The 18844-nt window shown below is 41.5% G+C and carries 18 protein-coding genes and 1 tRNA gene; 12 read left to right on the plus strand and 7 right to left on the minus strand.

Going from position 1 to position 18844, the window contains the following annotated elements; all coding sequences use genetic code 11:
• Nucleotides 1–498: 498 nt before the first annotated feature.
• Nucleotides 499–590 (plus strand) — tRNA-Ser (locus II896_00005).
• Between the two features lie 333 nt (nucleotides 591–923).
• Here II896_00005 and II896_00010 read toward each other — a convergent pair.
• The 3 genes from II896_00010 to II896_00020 all read right to left on the minus strand — a co-directional run bounded on the left by II896_00010 (nucleotide 924) and on the right by II896_00020 (nucleotide 3841).
• Nucleotides 924–2426: a recombinase family protein gene (locus II896_00010; GenBank protein ID MBQ4443028.1), complete on the minus strand. Its 1503-nt coding sequence runs from the start codon at nucleotides 2424–2426 to the stop codon at nucleotides 924–926.
• A 185-nt stretch (nucleotides 2427–2611) separates the two neighbouring features.
• Nucleotides 2612–3190, minus strand: a complete 579-nt coding sequence (locus II896_00015; GenBank protein ID MBQ4443029.1) for a hypothetical protein — start codon at nucleotides 3188–3190, stop codon at nucleotides 2612–2614.
• 507 nt (nucleotides 3191–3697) lie between these two features.
• Complete coding sequence (locus tag II896_00020; protein MBQ4443030.1) at nucleotides 3698–3841, minus strand: hypothetical protein; 144 nt, start codon at nucleotides 3839–3841, stop codon at nucleotides 3698–3700.
• A 420-nt stretch (nucleotides 3842–4261) separates the two neighbouring features.
• Here II896_00020 and II896_00025 point away from each other — a divergent pair, with 420 nt between their 5' ends.
• The 8 genes from II896_00025 to II896_00060 all read left to right on the plus strand — a co-directional run bounded on the left by II896_00025 (nucleotide 4262) and on the right by II896_00060 (nucleotide 12726).
• Nucleotides 4262–4831 (plus strand): hypothetical protein, encoded by a 570-nt coding sequence (locus II896_00025; protein MBQ4443031.1) that lies wholly within the window; start codon nucleotides 4262–4264, stop codon nucleotides 4829–4831.
• Nucleotides 4832–4904: 73 nt separating this feature from the next.
• Complete coding sequence (locus tag II896_00030) at nucleotides 4905–5972, plus strand: DNA adenine methylase (GenBank protein MBQ4443032.1); 1068 nt, start codon at nucleotides 4905–4907, stop codon at nucleotides 5970–5972.
• 10 nt (nucleotides 5973–5982) lie between these two features.
• Complete coding sequence (locus II896_00035; GenBank protein MBQ4443033.1) at nucleotides 5983–6225, plus strand: hypothetical protein; 243 nt, start codon at nucleotides 5983–5985, stop codon at nucleotides 6223–6225.
• A gap of 11 nt (nucleotides 6226–6236) precedes the next feature.
• On the plus strand, nucleotides 6237–7100 hold the full coding sequence (locus II896_00040; GenBank protein ID MBQ4443034.1) for a type II restriction endonuclease: 864 nt from the start codon (nucleotides 6237–6239) through the stop codon (nucleotides 7098–7100).
• 1 nt (nucleotide 7101) lies between these two features.
• Entirely contained in the window at nucleotides 7102–7845 is a 744-nt protein-coding gene (locus II896_00045; protein MBQ4443035.1) for a methyltransferase domain-containing protein, read from the plus strand.
• An 89-nt stretch (nucleotides 7846–7934) separates the two neighbouring features.
• On the plus strand, nucleotides 7935–9206 hold the full coding sequence (locus II896_00050; protein ID MBQ4443036.1) for a DNA adenine methylase: 1272 nt from the start codon (nucleotides 7935–7937) through the stop codon (nucleotides 9204–9206).
• Between the two features lie 2 nt (nucleotides 9207–9208).
• A complete protein-coding gene (locus II896_00055) occupies nucleotides 9209–11443 on the plus strand; it encodes a sensor histidine kinase (protein ID MBQ4443037.1) in 2235 nt (744 codons plus the stop codon).
• 5 nt (nucleotides 11444–11448) lie between these two features.
• Nucleotides 11449–12726, plus strand: coding sequence for a hypothetical protein (locus II896_00060; GenBank protein ID MBQ4443038.1), 1278 nt, complete (start codon nucleotides 11449–11451; stop codon nucleotides 12724–12726).
• Between the two features lie 254 nt (nucleotides 12727–12980).
• On the opposite strand, the gene II896_00065 is transcribed toward II896_00060, so the two are convergent.
• From II896_00065 to II896_00075, 3 genes are all read right to left on the minus strand, one after another.
• The gene (locus II896_00065; protein ID MBQ4443039.1) at nucleotides 12981–13721 is read right to left on the minus strand and encodes a GTP pyrophosphokinase family protein; all 741 of its coding nucleotides are present in this window, start codon (nucleotides 13719–13721) and stop codon (nucleotides 12981–12983) included.
• A gap of 95 nt (nucleotides 13722–13816) precedes the next feature.
• On the minus strand, nucleotides 13817–14020 hold the full coding sequence (locus II896_00070; GenBank protein MBQ4443040.1) for a hypothetical protein: 204 nt from the start codon (nucleotides 14018–14020) through the stop codon (nucleotides 13817–13819).
• A gap of 261 nt (nucleotides 14021–14281) precedes the next feature.
• A complete protein-coding gene (locus II896_00075) occupies nucleotides 14282–14911 on the minus strand; it encodes a DUF1269 domain-containing protein (protein ID MBQ4443041.1) in 630 nt (209 codons plus the stop codon).
• A 168-nt stretch (nucleotides 14912–15079) separates the two neighbouring features.
• On the opposite strand from II896_00075, the gene II896_00080 reads away from it, so the two are divergent.
• Nucleotides 15080–15628 carry a TetR/AcrR family transcriptional regulator gene (locus II896_00080; protein MBQ4443042.1) on the plus strand — a complete coding sequence of 183 codons (549 nt, stop codon included), beginning with the start codon at nucleotides 15080–15082 and terminating at the stop codon, nucleotides 15626–15628.
• Between the two features lie 408 nt (nucleotides 15629–16036).
• On the opposite strand, the gene II896_00085 is transcribed toward II896_00080, so the two are convergent.
• Nucleotides 16037–16591: a GNAT family N-acetyltransferase gene (locus tag II896_00085; protein ID MBQ4443043.1), complete on the minus strand. Its 555-nt coding sequence runs from the start codon at nucleotides 16589–16591 to the stop codon at nucleotides 16037–16039.
• Between the two features lie 451 nt (nucleotides 16592–17042).
• Between II896_00085 and II896_00090 the strand changes: the two genes are divergently transcribed.
• Together II896_00090 and II896_00095 are read left to right on the plus strand one after the other, a co-directional pair.
• Nucleotides 17043–18119, plus strand: coding sequence for a haloacid dehalogenase-like hydrolase (locus II896_00090; protein ID MBQ4443044.1), 1077 nt, complete (start codon nucleotides 17043–17045; stop codon nucleotides 18117–18119).
• Nucleotides 18120–18139: 20 nt separating this feature from the next.
• Complete coding sequence (locus II896_00095) at nucleotides 18140–18844, plus strand: ABC transporter ATP-binding protein (GenBank protein ID MBQ4443045.1); 705 nt, start codon at nucleotides 18140–18142, stop codon at nucleotides 18842–18844.

Raw genomic sequence — 18844 nt, forward strand, 5'->3', positions numbered from 1 at the left:
GACCGAGGTATATTGTCATCACGCTTGGCCTGCAACGCACGGTATCGTGAATCCTACCCGAATACTACCACTTTCCGCTATTACCTGTCAACGTATATACCATATTATCTTCCAATCAACATCATTCGACAATCCCCGACATGCCCCCGCGCTCGGCAATCGTTCCCAAACGAAAAACCGCAACGATATTCGTTGCGGCTCTTCGTTCGATAGGACGGGTTACTCGTCGTCCGCGTCCGCGTCGGTCGGCGGGGCGGCTTCGCAAGGGGCGGGGCTGTCAATCGAGGCGGGTTCCTCGTCTTCTTCGTTGTTGGCTTCGTCGGCGAGTGCCGCCGCCATTTCCGCTTCCTCGGTCTCGGCGAAGGCTTTTGCCTCTTCGATGACTTCGTCGTCCGACCGCGTTCGTCTGCTTAGCCGTTTGAAAAACTTCTTTCATTTTGACTATTTTGCCTCAAACACTTGCGCAAAGACGAATAATGTGCTACTATTACTAAGCACGGAAGAGTATCGAAGTGGTCGCAACGAGCCGCACTCGAAATGCGGTTGTCTGCAAAACAGGCACATGGGTTCGAATCCCATCTCTTCCGCCAAGAGCAACCTAAATCGAACCCATAAAGTTTGGTTTAGGTTTTTCTTTTGCAAAAATCCTGTGCTTTCCTGCGTTTTTCGGGTTTTATTATAGATTATCAGCGTGAAAAAGGTGTTCGTACAGGTGTGTTCGTATCGCTCTGTCCCTATCACCAAACGGACGTTTTATGCCGCGAAAGGTTCTTGACGTGAGAAAGGAGTGTGTTAGGCTATGTGCCGAAAAGGCAACGAAAAAGCCCCCCTTGGGGCTGTATCGGTTGGCTCTTTTAAGCCTTTCAATACACGCTCTGCGGAGGCTCGCGTCAAGAACACCGTGGAATAAATAGTCCGTGTTCTTATTCTACTTTCATTACAAATCTGAAATCCTGTGTTCCGTAGTTCTTCTTGTTTTGGATAACGTAAGGCATTTTGATATTACGCACATAAAAAGAAAAACCCTGACTTTCGTCAAGGTCAATCGTTTTAGGGGTGTTGTAGTGGATTATCATTTTGTCATCGAATAAGAGTATTTCTTTTATCAGATGATTTATCAGTTTCAACGGCTCTTTTTCAAGCCCTGCTTTGTAAAACCGAATGATGTCGGCTTTGGATAATCTGAAAGCGGATTTCGCTTTTTCTATCGTTATCTGTTTTTGCAAATCCTCGAGTTTTGTTTCAAGTTCTCGCAAACGCTTCATAACAGTTGCGCTTGTACCGCCTTGTTCTATGGCTTCCATAATATTGTTTATAGAGTTCTCCGTTTGGCGTATCTCTTTTGTCAATGCGTTTAATGCGGAGTTCTCTTTTATTTTGCGTTCTTGTATAGCCATAAGCCTGTCCGCTATGTAGTTTTGGATTTCGGGTTTGGATAATTGCTCGATAATGTTGTCAAGCACGTATTTCTCGAGTATCTCTTTCCGCACTTGCGACTTCTTACAGCCGTTTTGGTGTTTACGTCCGAGGCATTTGTAATAACGTATCTTTTCGCCGTTCTTTGCCGTTCCGCACTCTGCGGATATGGGACTACCGCAATAACCGCATTTGAGTTTGTTACGGAGTAAGTACACGACTTCAACGCTGCGTTTGCCGTATTTGTTGGTTTCTATCTTCTTGCGAACGATTTCGTATATTTCCGTCGGTACAATTTGCGGATGGATATTGTCAAACACTTCGTCGTTGTGTCTGTATATGCCCGAATACTTTTCGTTTTTGAGTATGTTATAAACGGTATTTCGGGCGAACTTCTTGCCACGATTGAATATCCCTTTTGCTGTTAAATGCGCAATAATGTCTTTAACGAAAACGCCTTGCGAATATTGGTCATAGATATAACGTACCACTTCGGCTTTTTCTTCGTCTATTAGTATCTTGTGATTTTCCACTTTATAGCCGTAAATGAGAAAACCACCCGTATAGTTGCCTTTCAATCTCGTTTCGTTCATACTGCGACGTACTTTTTGGGATAATTCTTCCGAATAGTGTTGTGCCATTGCTTCGAGCATACCTTCAAAGATTATCGCTTCGGGCGTATCGGGGATATATTCGGTTGCGGATACGACTTTTACGCCGTTGTCTTTAAGGGTTTTCTTATGTATCGCCGTTTCGTATTTGTTTCTTGAAAACCTGTCGAACTTATAGACGAGTACACAGTCAAAGTCCTTTTTCGCGCTGTCCGCTATCATATTACGGAAGTCGGGGCGATTATCGTTTGTGCCTGTCATAGCACGGTCGATATACGTTCTTATCACAAGCATATCGTGCGACTTAGCGTATTCGTTACATACGCGGAGTTGTCCCTCTATGGACTGTTCCGTTTGGTTATCGCTCGAATAACGAGCATAGATTACTACTGATTTCATTTTAACTTTTATCTCCTTTATGTTTTAGATTTGTCTTTCGACGGGAACGGACAAAACGAAAACGGCTTATCGTCTGTTTTGTTGTCGTCGGTTTTCTTTTCCGTCAAGGGTTGTGAAACAATGCACTTTACCCTTGACGGGAAAGACGGTTTCGTTTACGCTCCCCGATCCGAAAGACATATTGATTAGTTGCACTTCGGCAACTTCGCTATGGTTTCTTTGCTGACTTGCCCGATGATCTCGCCCTCGGTGATACAGGTAAAATCGTCGAACAATAACGCCTTTCTGTCGTCCACTCCGTAAGGACAGGCAATATCCGTTTCGAGAACGTCGGAAAGAAAGTAAGTTGGTAGTTTACCACCGTAAACAAGCCTTTCGCCCGTCTTTTCCAAATACTTGGTGATATACTTCGCCGCTTGAGATATATCGTCCTGCTCGTTTATCTCTCGGAAGTCGTTTCTCCCGAAGTGTTTGAGAAAATGACTGTTTGGATAGGTCGTTTGTCTGCGGCGATTCGTCGTGCTGTAATCTTCGATTGTTTCTATCGTTCCTATCATTTGCGGTATGTAGAATATTCCGTGGAAGTGTAAGCGTTGTTTGTCGGGTGAACGCTCCCATACGCCGATATACTTCCAACCGTTGCGATTGACAAGGTGTTTCAACGTGTTGGACAGTTTCTTTCTGAACGTTTCTTCGGTGTGCAATTTGTCGTCGTAGGTGAACGTGCAAAAATAGTTCCAGTCCTGCAATCGCAGTTTTCGCATAAGTCTGACCTTGCGTTTTATGGCGTTTGTCTTTACCTGCTCCATATTCGCATTGACGAAAGTGGTCAAATCTTCGCTATCTTCGAACTCGTCTTGCAAGGCTTCTTTGATTGCCTTTTTGCGTTCTTTTTTCGGTTTGGATAAACTATCCTTGTATGCCGTTTCAAAGTGTGTTGTTCTTTGGGTGTTTGTTTTCGCTTTGCCGTTGCCTTTTTACTGACTTTACCGCTCGAGAACGCGCCTTGCGGTATCGCTATGTAATGACTGCCGTCAAAGTAGATTTTTGCGTTTCGATAATTCATTTTCGTTTTGCTCCTTATTGAGATTTTCGTTTTGTCGGCAAGCGGAAAATAAAAAGAGCAGGACACAAAAAACTAACGTGTTTCTTGTATCCTGCTCCATAAACCCGACCACTGTTCCTATGCGGAAATCTCGGCTCGCGGTTGCGGTACTATCTCTCTATCTTAGACTTACCGTTCAAATATTCAGTTGTTTTGCAACGTGTTTTCAGCTTTGTTGCTTTTGACTTTCTTTGTACGTTTCGACTATGCTCTCATACAGCGAATCGAGAAAAGACGTTTGCTCGCTTTCCGTCATCGCCGTTATATCCGGCTTGCCGACCGTTTCAATCGTGAGTTCCGTTTTCAGCATTTCTTTCTACCTCCTTTTTTCGCTATGGTAACTTCCTAACTCGCAAGTTCTTTGCGACTTTGAAAAAAAGGAATAGAAAACGGACGAAAATTCTTTCGTATTCCGCCCGTTAAATGCAATCTCCGTCCCACAATACAAAAGATACCAAACGGAAAACAAATAAAAGACCACGGCGTAAAATGATGTAAAACTCAAAAACAGCCGACGGCGGATCATCGGGGCGATTCGCAAGCGGTTTAGCGAGAACGCCCCGATCCGCTCGGCTTTGAGTGTTTCATTTTACCGTGTCGATTTGGTTTTCGGCGGGTGCTTGACCGCGCCGAGCATCGGCGCGCTTGTATATGTCAAGCACCCGCCACAGTGCCATTTGTTTGTTTTATACATTTATGATATACTTTTATTTAAAAAGGAGGGTTATTTATGAAACCTATCGAAAAAGACTTTATATTGCAAACAACCACGCGCAAACAAATGAGAGACGATTTAATCAAAGAATTTCTCAAAGAAGAACCTGGCACTGGCAATGGAGATAATGCCTCCAAGTATTCATTTAGAGTGGAGACATTTGGAGTTTATCAAATCGTATTAGAAAGACCTGCACATAATAACAAAGGGATAGATTTTATTGTTAGAGTTAATGACATAACGTTTGAACATAAAGTAAATGGCAAAAAACTCAAGTATTCAAAATTCAACAATGCACCAAGCCATGATAATATACTTGATGCACTTGAATATTGCAAAAATAACTATACAAAACTATATAATTCATTTGTTATAAACGAGCTTTCAAAGATATATAACTGTAAAATAGTTGGGTATTCGAAGCCTTCTGGAGCATCATTTGTAGATTGTAAAGGAAACCAACATCCTATTGAAATGCTATTGTTGTCAATCAAGTGGCTTTTTATCGAGCAAGACTGTACATATTGGAACTACTCTGGTAGAAATATGTTATATACTGGTTTAAAAAATAAAAATCTTATTTAAAACGATAAAGATTTTCTTGCTATTATTCGCTATTTTGGAATATAATATTCTTATTAAAATTCGAGGTGATATTATGTTGAGTTTTATGTCCGCGAAAGAAGCCGCTGAAAAATGGGATATCTCTCAAAGGAGAGTTGCTATACTATGTTCCGAAAAACGTATCGACGGAGCAATGATGGTCGGCAATATGTGGATTATTCCGTCCACCGCTGAAAAACCTATTGATAAAAGAACCGTTCGTTATGAAAAAACAAAAACTGTCACACTTAAACCATTTGTAAAATGGGTCGGCGGTAAAAGTCAACTTGTCGATGAAATAGAAAAAATGTTACCGTCTGACGGTGAAAAAGTTTTGACGAAATACGCTGAACCTATGGTCGGCGGCGGCGCATTATTTTTCAATATCCTTTCAAAGTATGATTTTGAAGAACTTTATATAAGCGATATAAACGCTGAACTTATAAATGCATACAAGGCGGTAAAAACCGATATCGACAACTTGATCTCAAAACTCAATGAAATGCAAATGTCGTTCTTGCCTATGGATGAAAACGGCAGAAAGTATTTTTATTATAATATTCGCGAAAAATTTAATTCGACCATCTTATCTGCAGAAACTTCAACTGAAAAAGCCGCACAGTTTATTTTCTTGAATAAAACTTGTTTCAATGGCTTATATCGCGTAAATAGAAAAGGTCAATTTAACGTTCCTATGGGAGCATATAAAAATCCGACTATTTGTGATGATGAAAACTTGCGAAACATTCACGAAGCGTTGCAAAACGTAACGATTGTTTGCGGAGATTATTCGCTTTCAAAATCATTCATAGATAAAGATACTTTCGTATATCTTGATCCCCCTTATCGTCCTATTTCCGAAACATCTGCATTTACTTCATATAATTCTGAATCTTTTGATGATAATGAGCAGATACGACTTGCACAGTTTATTGATGAAATCAACAAGTTGGGAGCAAAGATTGTTTTAAGCAATTCGGATCCGAAAAACGTAAACGAAGATGACAATTTCTTTGATGATTTGTATAGAAATTATAAAATCAACCGTGTCGAAGCAAGCCGTGCAATCAATAGCAAAGGTGATAAGCGCGGTAAAATAAACGAATTGCTCATTTGCAACTGAGGTGAGTCAAATGACAAATGATAATTTCAGTATTTTGTTAGATTGTTTGCGGATAGTTGAAAATCCAAATATTGAACAGCAAGCAAAAGATAAGGCAATCAAAAATCTTATATGTAAAATGATAGATATGAATATGGCTTACGGCAATATTACTAAACAAGACTTGAAGCATTTAGTTGATATTTCTAATACTGCAAAAGAATTATACGAAGTGGCTTCAGTATATTTCGCGAGTCATGACATTAGACTCTAAGGAGAAAACATATGAAAAGAGATTTTAATGAGTGGCTTAAAACATTCAAGTCGAGCATTTGCAATTATGGCTATTATGTTGATTTCGAGAAAGTTTACGGCAATATCGAGAATATAAAAGTTGAGTTGAATATTCTCAATTCTCTTATCGGCTCTAAAAATATAGAACATGATTTTGAAAAGCTTGTTGCAGAATATCCGCAAGTGTTGAAATGTATTCCGATTTTGCTTGCGGTGCGTGGGCGTGAAATATATGCTATTGACGGCGATGGCGAATATCTTTTTAATTTCCATACGCTCAATTACACGACAAAAGAGTATATAATGTTTATGCAAAAGACGGGTTTGTTTGATTTAATCGCAAATCACGTTATCAATAACCTTGTCGATTATGTTACGGGCGTAGAAGTAGGACTTGACAGTAACGGTCGCAAAAATCGCGGCGGACATTTAATGGAAAATCTTGTTGAAGATTATCTTGTAAAAGCGGGACTTATAAAAGGTGAAACATACTTTAAGGAGATGAAACTATCCGCTATTGAAAAGAAATGGGATATTGATTTATCGGGTATATCAAATCAAGGAAAAGCCGAAAAGCGGTTTGATTTTGTTGTTAAAAAAGGTAAAACAATTTATGGCATAGAAACGAATTTTTATACCGGTGGCGGCTCAAAATTAAACGAAACTGCACGCAGTTATAAAACAATCGCATTAGAGGCAAAACAAATCGACGATTTTTCCTTCGTGTGGCTTACCGACGGTTACGACGGTTGGAAATCTGCACGGCATAATTTGGAAGAAACTTTTGACGTGTTAGACAATATGTATTGTATAGCCGACTTGGAAAATGGCGTTATTGCTAAACTGTTCGATTGATATGGCAAAAAAGATTCCTTTACAACCCGAAGATTTCGAACTCGAAACAAATACCGTTTGGGCTTTTCCCGATCGCGGTAAATGGGCAACGCACGACGCTAAATATCGTGGAAATTGGTCACCGTATATTCCGAGAAACGTAATTCTGCGTTATTCGAAAGAGAACGACATTGTTTTGGATCAGTTTGTCGGTGGCGGCACTACTGCCGTTGAAGCCAAACTGACAGGCAGAAATTTTATCGGTGTTGATATTAACCCAAACGCACTTGAAATTACAAAAAGCAAATTGAATTTCGAGTGTGAATTTAATCCGACGATAAATATTATGCAAGGCGATGCGCGCAATCTTTCGTCTATTGCCGACGATTCGATAGACCTTATTTGCACACACCCGCCTTATGCCGATATTATTCATTACAGCGAAGATATCGACGGCGATATGTCGCTTATGCCGATGAAAGATTTTTTGTTTGAAATCGGCAAAGTCGCAGAAGAATGCTATCGGGTATTGAAAAAGGATAAGTTTTGCGTTATACTTATGGGAGATATGCGCAAAAAAGGTATGGTCCAACCACTTGCTTTTGAAACGATGCGTATTTTTGAAATGGCAGGGTTCAAAACGAAAGAAATTATAATCAAAGAACAACACAACTGCAAAGCCACGGGCTATTGGAAAACAAACAGTATAAAGTTTAATTTTCTTTTACTCGCCCACGAGTATATGTTTGTTTTAAAAAAGCGGTAAGTTTTGTAAAATGCAAGGTTTATTATAACCATCCACTACGCTTGATAGTAGTCGATAGTAGATAAGAAAAGTTATTAGGAGTGAAAAAAATGACAACTATTGTACGCTCAATCGAAGATGCATTGCATTACGAAATATCTCAAGTACAAGTTGAAGAATATTGGAATTTGGGTGATACTCCAGAATTAAAAATACATAGTATTCATGCATACCCAGCAAAATTTCCGGCATTTATCGCAAGCAAAGCCATTCAGTTGGCATATAAAAGTGGAATTGAAGTGAATACGGTTTCGGATATTTTTTGCGGTTGTGGGACAGTTGCAATTGAAGCTAAACTTAATGGTGTAAATTTCTGGGGATGTGATATCAATCCCATCGCAACCTTAATTACTAAGGCAAAAATAGGAAATTATAGTATAAGCAAATTAGAGGAACTGTATAATTTTATTCAAGATTCATATTCCAATAACAGAACCGTATATAATTACGAAGAGTCAAATGAACGTATAAGATACTGGTTCAAACAAGAGCAATTCTATGACTTAAGCAAGCTTAAAGAAGCAATTATGTCTATTCCCAAAGGAAAATATCGCACTTGTTTTGAGTGTCTGTTTTCATCCATATTAAAACCTACATCAAAATGGCTAACAAAATCTATAAAGCCACAAATTGATCCCAATAAGAATATTGCTGATGTTTGGAAAACTTTTGAACGTCAATTTAGAAAGTTTACTAAATGTGTGAGCGATATGCCTCAAACTCAATCTAATATTGAAATTGTGACATGTAGTATTTTAACAAAAAAAAGTTTGCCAAAAGTAGATTTAATTATTACTAGTCCGCCTTATGTAACCTCATATGAGTATGCGGATTTGCATCAACTTTCTTCCCTGTGGCTTGACTTTACGGATGATTACACTTTGCTACGGAAGGGAACGATGGGAAGCGCATATAATAGTGAAACATTTAACTATGATATTCTAGAATTAAATGAAACGGCACGTGAAATTATATTAGAATTAAAGTCAAATAAAAAAATTTCAAAGGCAAAAATTAAGTCTATTGCGAGATACTATATTGATATGCAAAAGGCTACAGAGCAGTGCTATAAAATGTTGAATCCGCACGGTATGGCGTTATTTGTAATTGGAGATACGGAATACAAAGGAACGCAAATACATAACTCTAGGCAACTTGTTGAATCTTTAATAAAAAGCGGGTTTCGGGAAGTTACTGTTTCTAAACGAAAGATTAGGAATAAAATATTAACTCCTTATAGAGATGAAAATGGCAAGTTTACTAGCAACAAAGATGATCGGGAAATCTATCACGAGGAATTTGTAATTACTGGGAGAAAATAACTATGGCTAAAAGAGAACTTATAAAAATTGAACCGTATGCAAGATTATTAACTATGCTTAGTGAACAACTTATCAAAAATGAAGTAGTTGCTTTAACCGAGATTGTTAAAAATGCATATGATGCAGATTCTAATTGGGTAAGAATAAGTTTTGAAAATTTTACAAGGAATTATAAGGCTCAAAAGGATTCAAGAATCATTATCGAAGATTGTGGATGTGGTATGACTGAAGAAGTTTTGAGACATGACTTTATTAATCCCGCTTCTGCAAATAAAAAAATTAAAAAGGAACGCGGAGAAACATCTCCTAACGGAAGAATACTTCAAGGAGAAAAAGGGATTGGCCGCTTTTCGTTATTCAAATTAGGCAAAACCGTTACGGTTTATACAAAAACAAAAGATGATACTAGTCCTAGAAAATTAATTGCAGATTTCTCAAAATATGGAGATGAGTTTTTAAATGATGATGAAAGTCAAATTATGCTTTCAGAATTAGATGTGGAATTCATTTCAGAAGCCACTGAATTCAGTTTTGAGCCGCAAGTTATGCTCGCGGATGGGTATGCCAAACGGCCCAATCAAGGGACAACTATTATAGTCGAAAATTTAAATGATAGCTGGGGAAAGGCAAAAATAGAAAAACTACAAGATGAATTAATGAGTCTTATCGGGAACGATGAAGATGATTTTTCTATATATATTTTTAAAGATAATTCTTTCCTTCCTTCTGTCGTGATAACTGAGGATGACAGATTGCAGAAAATCATTGATCAGAAAGCGGTATATAAAATTGAGGGTCACTATATAGAAAAAGAGTCTGCATTTGAATTTACAATTAATGGGAAAGCATATAAAAAAGATATTTACGATAAACAAATTAACAAGTTAAGTACATACAAAAAATATAAAGTTGATAAAGGCTTCAAGGAAAATGACAGCTTGGAAAATAATAGTGCATTAACAAATACAGAATGTGGCGATTTTTCTTTTAGATTTTATGTGTTTGATTTGGAAAAGCAATATGTGCGAGAAAAATTTAGACTCCCTGTTGATGATTTGAAAATTGTAAAGAAGAATCGCGTTTATTTATATCGAGACGGTATAAGGGTATTTCCATATGGAAGTATTAAGGATGATTGGTTGCAGGTTGATACTATTAGAGGAACGCAAAAGGCCAGTGCTATGTTTAGCAATGACCAATTAATTGGTTATGTAAATATAACCTATAAGGATAATCCCAACTTGAAAGATAAAACTAATCGTGAAGGATTAATGGAGGTAGGCAATGCCTATCTAGATTTTGTTGCCATGATCCAGTGCTTTTTGCAATACATCAAAGTATATCATTATGATTTGGATTATGCAAACAAAAAAAATGCAATAAAGAAATTTGATAAGAATGAGCAAATAAATCTGTCTAATAGTTTTTCTAAAGTAATAAAAGAAGTAAATGATGATTCAATCAAAAAGCAACTAATTAAAATACAACAAGATGTTGAAAAACAAAGCGAGTATCAGTTAGGCCGTATTCGTGTCGTAGAGGATTTAGCAGGGATCGGTCTATCAATTCAAGCAACGCACCATGACCTAAATAATTTTATCAAGAGAAGTTATAATGTTATTGATGACTACAGCAGAAATCTTTTGATAGACGACAATTCTTTTACAGATAAAAGCATTGTTTTAGAGAAATTAGAACGTCTGCGTGGTCTATTGTCTGCTATGGACGATCTTTTGGTAGACATGAAGAGTTTGTTTGCATCTACGCAAAGGAAATCCAAACAGATTCGCGTTGCGGAAGTATTAAATAAAGTAATCGGGTATTATAAAAATTTATTTGTAACTAAAAACATAAATTTCGATGTTAAATCAATTGGAAACAATCCTTTAGTTATTACTATGCCCGAAGCATTATTAATGACTATCTTTATTAACATATTTGACAATGCTATTTATTGGCTTGAAGATGAAGATAAACAGGCAAAACAAATACGGATAACCATAAATTGCGATGAACAATGTATCATTTTTTCAGATAATGGTCCGGGTATCTATCCCGAAGAGGAAGAAAAAATATTTGAAGCATTCTTTACAGGCAAAGGATTGGAAGGGCGCGGCCTTGGTTTATATATATGCAGGCAATTTATGGAACGATATGATTATCATATCCAAGTGATTAAAAACACCATTGATTGTTTGAACGGCGCTAATTTTTTGCTTGATTTTAACAAGGAGTGATACATATGGAAAACGTAAGACAAATGTTTTCAGGTGATATACTGATAATAGACGATGAAGTTAATGAAAAAGATACAGAAATTAATAGAATTAAAGAATTTTTGGAAACGAAGCGTTTTCATGTTATTGCATCTGAGTCTATTCCTACCCCAAATGAGTTAACAGACAAGAAAATTGCATTTGTTGTATGCGACTGGAAATTTAATAATATAGATGAGAATTTGAATGCACAGAATGTTATTAGTTTTCTAAACAATATTAACACAAATCGCTTAATTCCTATTTTTATATGTACGACTGTAGAAAAAGATGAAATTGAAGAATATCTGCTTGATGAAAATGGATGTAAAAAGTATAAGAAAAATGAAGCATCTTGTGTTTTTATAGTTAAAAAGTCCGAGATTGTAGGAGATAATATTTTTAAAGTTATCAATAACTGGATTGAGAAAAATCCTTCAATTCAATATATGAAAGCTTGGGAAAAAACTATCGAAATTGCAAAAGAAAAGATGTTCAGTGATTTATATAATGAATCTGAATTCTGGCCGCTTGTACTACATCAATGTTTTAAAAATGATGGCGATGATCCGACAGAAGAAATGGGACAATTTTTATCTCGGAATCTATTTTCTAGGGTTAGTGGCACGTATAAGTTTAAAGAATTAGAGCCAAGATCAATGGATGATATTCAATTAAAAAACATATTAGATGGAGAAAGGACATTTTATTATCAGGAAGAAAACATATCCGATGAAACGCTTTTACATACAGGCGATATATTTGAATTGGCAGGAAACTTATACATTAACATTAAAAGGCAGTGTGATTTATTGCGGAATAACAGAGATGTTTATTTGCTTAAGCTTGACTCTGCTGGTAAAATTAGTGATTCTCCAATTAAATTGTCTGATAACAAAGAGAATCTGCAGATTTTAGGGAAAAACTATAATATTGCTGATAAGCCTATAGAAAAAATCAACGACGCACTGGATAAAGCTTTTGCAAAAACTAATTCTTTTTATAACGGAAAATTTTTAGAAAAAATCAACGAAGTAATTATTCCATGTGTGTGTCATCTTGATGTCTGTAAAATTGATCTTCGTTCTTTAAGAGTTATATCAGTTGATAATTTAAAGACTGATTACAAACGCAAGGCGCGACTTTTAGAACCATATATCAGCATTGTCACGGAAAAATTTGCATCATATATTTCATCGAAAGGAACCATGCGTACACCTGAATCTTTGTTGACTCATAAGTTTATTTGTCAAGATATAGAATAAAACTCGATTTACGTTACTAACGCTCCGCCATAAAGAAACGGTTATTTTGATAGAATGACCGTTTCTTTTATTTTATCTCAAAACGGCTTGAAATAAGGGCATTTCGCCTTTTTCTTTATTGCCGTTCTTCCCCAAATACAAATCGTAGGATTATGGGGGGGTAATCGTTGGATTATGGTTTTAGTTGATACCTACACGCACTTTTTCGACTTTTTCTAACTTTTTTGAATTCGATCTCAATCTGACGGTTTTCGTCAAACGTCATCGATCGGAGCGCCGAGGAGCGCTTCGCTGAGTTTTTTTGCCTCTTCTTTTTCGCTTCGCATGTGAAACACCTTCCCCCGCAGGGAATCCATACGTTCGTCCAGTTCGGCACTGAGGTCCGCACACTTTTTGAGTTCATCCGACATTTCGCCGTCAAAGAGTGAACCCTTTTTATATCTCAGCTGATGCTCCAGACTCGCCCATGCGTCCATCGCAATGGTGCGAAGTTGTATTTCCGCTTTCATCACGCGCTTTTCCTGCTGCAGAAAAATAGGGACGGCTACGATCATATGGAGGCTGCGGTATCCGTTCTCTTTGGGAGAAGAGATATAATCCTTTTCCTGAATGATTTGTATATCGTCCTGCTTTTTCAACGCGTCCGCCAGCATAGAAACGTCGTCTGTAAAAGAGCAGATCACCCGTATCCCGGCAATATCGTTCAGGTTTTCCTCTATGCTGTTGATCGTGAGCGGATACCCGCGTGAGATCAGTTTATTCCTGATCGAAAGCGGATTTTTAAGTCTTGTTTTGATCGAGCTGATCGGCTGGCGATCAAAACGGAGCGAGAATTCCTCGTTCAGCACCTTGAACTTTGTCTCGATCTCCATCATGGCGCAGTTGTAATAGGACATGAGTTTCGCAAAGGAATAGGTTTTTTGTATCGCCGCTTCAAACATCTCCTTGCTGATCGGCATCTCGGAAAAGTCCGACCTGTCTTCCGACAAAGGCATCAATTCATTGTTTTTCATAAACATCGTCCCCTTTACTTTTTTCGCATTAAGATTGGTCATTCTTCCTTAGTTTTTTGCAGTACTGCGTACAAAGCTTATCCGTGCAGTCCGAGCATCGAAGCGCGGCGTTGGAATGCTCCCAGAAGCGTTCGGGAAACATCATAACGCAAAGTTTCCATATCAGCCACGCCGCAAACGCCATCAAAATCAGACTTGCCGAATAAAACCCCTTGACAGCAATCATCGGCGTAAACATCATCAGATGATCCCAGTTGAAGATCCTGCAGGTCGTACAGCATCTGTTTCGCATAATGAGGCGGAAAGGGCACCACACGAGAACACAGATCAGGTCGCAGACGTAGAACGCGCAGCTGATCATAAAAAGGTGCGTGTCGTTAAGCACGTCGTTCGGGCGCAGGAAGACGAGGTTGCATTTTTGTCTTTCACCGCAATCTTCCTCCCGATCATGATTCCGCCTTATGAAAAGGACCGGACTGCTGTTCGCAGCCCGGTCTTGAACGGTTCGTTCGTATGCCTTTGACGAGCGCGTACTTCCGGACTCAGTCTTTTTTCTTGAATTTTGCCTTGAAGTCCTCGAAATCCGCCTTCATCTTCGCCCGCTTTTCCTCGACTCTCTGACGGCGCGATTCCTTCTTTTCTTCGCGCAACTTTGCGCGGGCGTCTTTTTCCATTTGCTTCTGAAGCTTTTCCGCCTCTTCGATCTCTTCCGCGACCTCGGCGGCGTCAAGTCTTACGAGTACGGATTCGTATTTAGCAAAGCAGAGGTCTGCCGCAAGAGGCTCAAGTTCGGAAACGAGCTCGATGACGGCGGTGCTTTCCGGCAGGATTGCCTCACACACCTTCTCAATAAGCGATGCGTTTTTAGCCGCGTCGGAGGAGTCGATCGCACTGCCGATCAGAGCGCCCATGCCGCCGCCTAAAAGCATACCGATGGGTCCCCCGATGACGCCCACAAGACCGCCGATCAGTCCGCCGTGACGGGTATCGTCGGTCGTTTCAACGCCCGTGTCGAAATGATCCTTCATAACGATCCGTCCGCCCTCGTTCTTAACGATACACGCCTGCGAGACGATGAACGCCGGATTGACCGACGCCTGACGGATCTCGGAAAGCGCTTGATACGCTTCGCTTTCCACCTTGAAATTGACGACCAAAATATTCTCTGCCATTGTTGTTCTCTCCTTTTTTCTTTTCAGGCTCTTGACAAAGCCGTTTTTGCGTGGTACACTTGTTACACCGTCGCAATTGTACCACGGATTACACGCATATGTCAATACCATATCCGTCGGACTGAACAATCGTCGGGCAATTTGTAACGTCGGAAAGGGTAACTATTTATGACAGAGATTGAAAAGAACGAGATCCTCCGTCTCTCAAACGAGGAATCGAACGCCTTGACGAGAAAATGTCTTCAAACCGCTATGGGTAAAATGCTGGCGAGGCAGAGCCTTGAAAAGATCAGCATTTCCGAGCTTGTTCGTGTTGCGGGCGTTTCTCGGAACGCTTTTTACCGGAACTATGAGTCCAAAGAAGCACTCGTGGAGGAAATGTGCGCAGGCGTGACGTCATGGCTGAAAACGTCTGCGGAAAAATGGGAGAACAGCGATGATAAAGAGGAGAGTATGATCTCCATCTTCCGGTTCGTCCGCGATAACGCAATAACGTTCCGGATCCTCGTGGACGCCCGCCGCGCGCTGATCGAAAAGATCGAGTTTGCCGCCGTTCCGACTTACGGCGATGGACCTGAACGCTATCTCGGAGTAGCTCGCGCCGGAGTTTATATCATGATCCTCAAGGAATGGTTTGAAAGCGGGATGAAGGAATCTCCCGAAGAAATAGGAGCGCTTTGCAGCCGCTACGTCTCGGCTGTCGGCGCCCGCAAATGAAACGGCTTCCAACAGGAGCAAAAAAAAAGAATTCGAAAACTTCATAATATAAAGGAAACAAGAATCGTTAAAAAATAATGATATAATCTGTGTCATTTTTGCCCGAGAGCGTAAAAATGCAAGGAGCGTATCCTTCACAATGGAGGGTAACCACTCACCCCCCTTGCATGGATTCTATCAATATCTACTATGCAACACAAGTTTTGAGTGCGCCCGGCGATTGGGTATAGACGACGAAACGTACCATTTTGTAACAGGCGGATGGGATTAAGCGCTCGGTAGGGCTCCCACTCGCTCCGCCATAAGCCTTCAAGTTTGAACCATCAGACTTGAGGGCTTTTGTTTTGTCACGCATAGATGGTAAACGAAAATTTTTACGGTTAATCGGATAAAACACGCCGAAATCGCTTATAGATACTTCTCCATGCATACGGCGTCCGACTCGACGTCGTAGGGCGGATGGTTGGGGCAGACCGAATAGCCGTTGCGAAGATAAAACGCAATGGCGCGGGGGTTCCCGCCGCGGCACTCCAGTACGAGGCGGCGGTAACCTAAGGCGCGCGCCTCGTCTTCCACGGCCGCCATCTGCGCGGCGCCTACGCCACGACTGCGGGTGCGAGCGTACACGCGCTTCACTTCACCCGTTTCGTCGTCCAAAACGCGCACGCCGGCGCAACATATGGGCGTGCCACATTCGTATCCGACGAGGAAAAACGCTTTGTTTTGCCCGAAATCTTCGGGACAAACGTGAGGGTGCCGTCGTGCCCGAGTGTGCCGATAAGCACCTCGTTCAACTCTTGAAGAAGTGCTTTCGAATCGACGGATTCGATAGATGATTTTACGAAAGAAAGTGTCGTTTCCCCTTGCCTTATGCTCATAATACGCACAACTTTTTGCGGTGCGGTGCGCACCGCGATCGCTATGGATTATAGGGATTTCACGCCCGTTTGTCAAGCGTTCCACCTTGGGGGCATCGCCCGCGTCGGCCTTCTTCCGCTCACCCCGTAAAAAACGTAACTAAAGTTGTAATTCGGTATTGAAAAGCCGACGGCTACTTGTTATAATAGAAGCAAGTGTGCAAGCACGAGCGAAGCGAAGTATTTGCATAACGCTTGCGCCGCATTGCAACCGAACGCGGGGAGCGTAGCGACCAATCTATACGCAGTATAGATACCATTCGTAAGAATGGGCGTTCGTATGGTTGTATAATAGAAGCAAGCGTGCAAGCACGAGCGAAGCGAAGTATTTGCATAACGCTTGCGCCGCATTGCAACCGAACGCGGGGAGCGTAGCGACCAATCTATACGTAGTATAGATACCATTCGTAAGAATGGGCGTTCGTATGGTTGTATAATGAAAAAGTATTTTATCTGCGCGCCAACGCATACGCGCAGAAATAAGCGAGGAGAGAACTATGAAATTCGTCAAAAAAGCAATCGTGGTATTATTAATCGTCGCCGTCGTCGCCGGCGTTACGGCGTGCGCCAACGGCAAAGACGCCGTCAAGTTCGATACCTGGAACGAATGTACGGCCTTGACGTCGCTCAAAGAGTACGTCAAAGCGGTGACGGACAAAAACAGCAAAGAGTATATCCCCGTGGAAGATCGCATCGCGGTGTTCGACATGGACGGCACCTTGTGCGGCGAATTGTTCCCCGAGTATCTCGAGTATCTTCTCTTGGCCTACCGCTGCTTGGACGATCCTACCTACCAAGCGAGCGAAGACCTCGTCGAAGTCGCCACCGAGATACGCGAAGCTGGCAAGAACTACAAGACGCCCGCTATCCCCGAGTACGACGTGCGCCACGGCAAGGCGCAAGCCAAAGCCTTCGCGGGGATGACGCCCAACGAGTTTATACAATACGTCAAGACCTTCCTGCAACAGGACGCGCAAGGATTCACGGGGTTGAAATACGCCGACTCCATCTACAAACCCATGATAGAGGTGGTGACCTACCTGCAACAAAACGACTTTACCTGCTACGTGGTCAGCGGCTCCGACCGCATGATCTGCCGCGCGGTGGCGTGCGAAGCGCTCAACCTGCCCGAAAACCAAATCATCGGCATGGACGTCACCTTGGTGGCCACCAACGAGCCGACCTATGAGAACAACGAGGGCTATCACTACAACAATCTGCACTATCAATTCAACGACGGCGGCAAGGACACCTTGGTAAGAGGCGACAGTCTGTGGATAAAGAACCTCAAGATGAACAAGGTCTTCCAAATCGCGCAGGAGATCGGCAAGCAACCCGTGCTTTCCTTCGGCAACAGCAGCGGCGACGTGAGTATGCACGAGTACACCGTCACCGACAATAAATACCGCTCGATGGCCTTTATGCTCATCGCGGACGACGCCGAAAGAGACCACGCCGACCTCACGGAGACCGCCAAACGCAAAGCGCAATGGGAAACGCGCGGCTACACCATCATCTCGATGAAAAACGACTTCAAGACCATCTACGGCGAAGGCGTTACGATGACGAAATAATCGAAAAAGAGGAAACCGATATGGAACAAAAATTGCTGATAGAAGCGAAAAACCTCGTAAAAACCTACGGCGAGGGCGAAGGCTTGACCTTTGCGTTGAACAAGGTGTCCATCAACGTGTACGAACACGACTTTTTGGTGATCTTGGGCGGCTCGGGCTCGGGCAAGTCCACCTTCCTTAATATGCTGGGCGGCATAGACAAGGTGGAATCGGGCGAAATATTGGTCAACGGACAAGACATCGTCAAATTCAACGACAAGCAGTTGACCTTGTACCGCCGCAATACGATAGGATTCGTCTATCAGTTCTTCAACCTCATCAACGATATCACCGTCTATCAAAACGTCGTGTTGGCCCCCGGCTCGCGCAACAAAGAACGCGCCATGGCGCTCTTGGAACGCGTGGAATTGGCCGACAAAAAGGATAAATTCCCCCGTCAACTGTCGGGCGGACAGCAACAGCGCGTGGCCATCGCCCGCGCCCTCAACAAGCCCAGCGACATACTCCTCTGCGACGAACCCACGGGCGCATTGGACGACGTGTCGGGCAAAGCCGTCCTCAAACTGCTCGAGGACATACACAACGAAGGCAAAACCATCGTGTTGGTGACGCACACCCGCGAGATAGCTGGTATGGCCAACCGTATCATCACGATGAAAAACGGGCAAGTGGTCAAAGAGGAATACAACGACCACGTCGTCAAAGCGGAAGAGGTGATTTGGTAA

This window comes from Clostridia bacterium, from assembly GCA_017394805.1.
In the GTDB taxonomy this organism is placed as follows: domain Bacteria; phylum Bacillota; class Clostridia; order Christensenellales; family CAG-1252; genus RUG14300.

Bases quoted from the DNA above. Each gene is read 5' to 3' on its own strand.
- II896_00010 (MBQ4443028.1), bottom strand. From the start codon at position 2,426: ATGAAATCAGTAGTAATCTATGCTCGTTATTCGAGCGATAACCAAACG.
- II896_00015 (MBQ4443029.1), bottom strand. From the start codon at position 3,190: ATGCGAAAACTGCGATTGCAGGACTGGAACTATTTTTGCACGTTCACC.
- II896_00020 (MBQ4443030.1), bottom strand. From the start codon at position 3,841: ATGCTGAAAACGGAACTCACGATTGAAACGGTCGGCAAGCCGGATATA.
- II896_00025 (MBQ4443031.1), top strand. From the start codon at position 4,262: ATGAAACCTATCGAAAAAGACTTTATATTGCAAACAACCACGCGCAAA.
- II896_00030 (MBQ4443032.1), top strand. From the start codon at position 4,905: ATGTTGAGTTTTATGTCCGCGAAAGAAGCCGCTGAAAAATGGGATATC.
- II896_00035 (MBQ4443033.1), top strand. From the start codon at position 5,983: ATGACAAATGATAATTTCAGTATTTTGTTAGATTGTTTGCGGATAGTT.
- II896_00040 (MBQ4443034.1), top strand. From the start codon at position 6,237: ATGAAAAGAGATTTTAATGAGTGGCTTAAAACATTCAAGTCGAGCATT.
- II896_00045 (MBQ4443035.1), top strand. From the start codon at position 7,102: ATGGCAAAAAAGATTCCTTTACAACCCGAAGATTTCGAACTCGAAACA.
- II896_00050 (MBQ4443036.1), top strand. From the start codon at position 7,935: ATGACAACTATTGTACGCTCAATCGAAGATGCATTGCATTACGAAATA.
- II896_00055 (MBQ4443037.1), top strand. From the start codon at position 9,209: ATGGCTAAAAGAGAACTTATAAAAATTGAACCGTATGCAAGATTATTA.
- II896_00060 (MBQ4443038.1), top strand. From the start codon at position 11,449: ATGGAAAACGTAAGACAAATGTTTTCAGGTGATATACTGATAATAGAC.
- II896_00065 (MBQ4443039.1), bottom strand. From the start codon at position 13,721: ATGCCTTTGTCGGAAGACAGGTCGGACTTTTCCGAGATGCCGATCAGC.
- II896_00070 (MBQ4443040.1), bottom strand. From the start codon at position 14,020: ATGCTGTACGACCTGCAGGATCTTCAACTGGGATCATCTGATGATGTT.
- II896_00075 (MBQ4443041.1), bottom strand. From the start codon at position 14,911: ATGGCAGAGAATATTTTGGTCGTCAATTTCAAGGTGGAAAGCGAAGCG.
- II896_00080 (MBQ4443042.1), top strand. From the start codon at position 15,080: ATGACAGAGATTGAAAAGAACGAGATCCTCCGTCTCTCAAACGAGGAA.
- II896_00090 (MBQ4443044.1), top strand. From the start codon at position 17,043: ATGAAATTCGTCAAAAAAGCAATCGTGGTATTATTAATCGTCGCCGTC.
- II896_00095 (MBQ4443045.1), top strand. From the start codon at position 18,140: ATGGAACAAAAATTGCTGATAGAAGCGAAAAACCTCGTAAAAACCTAC.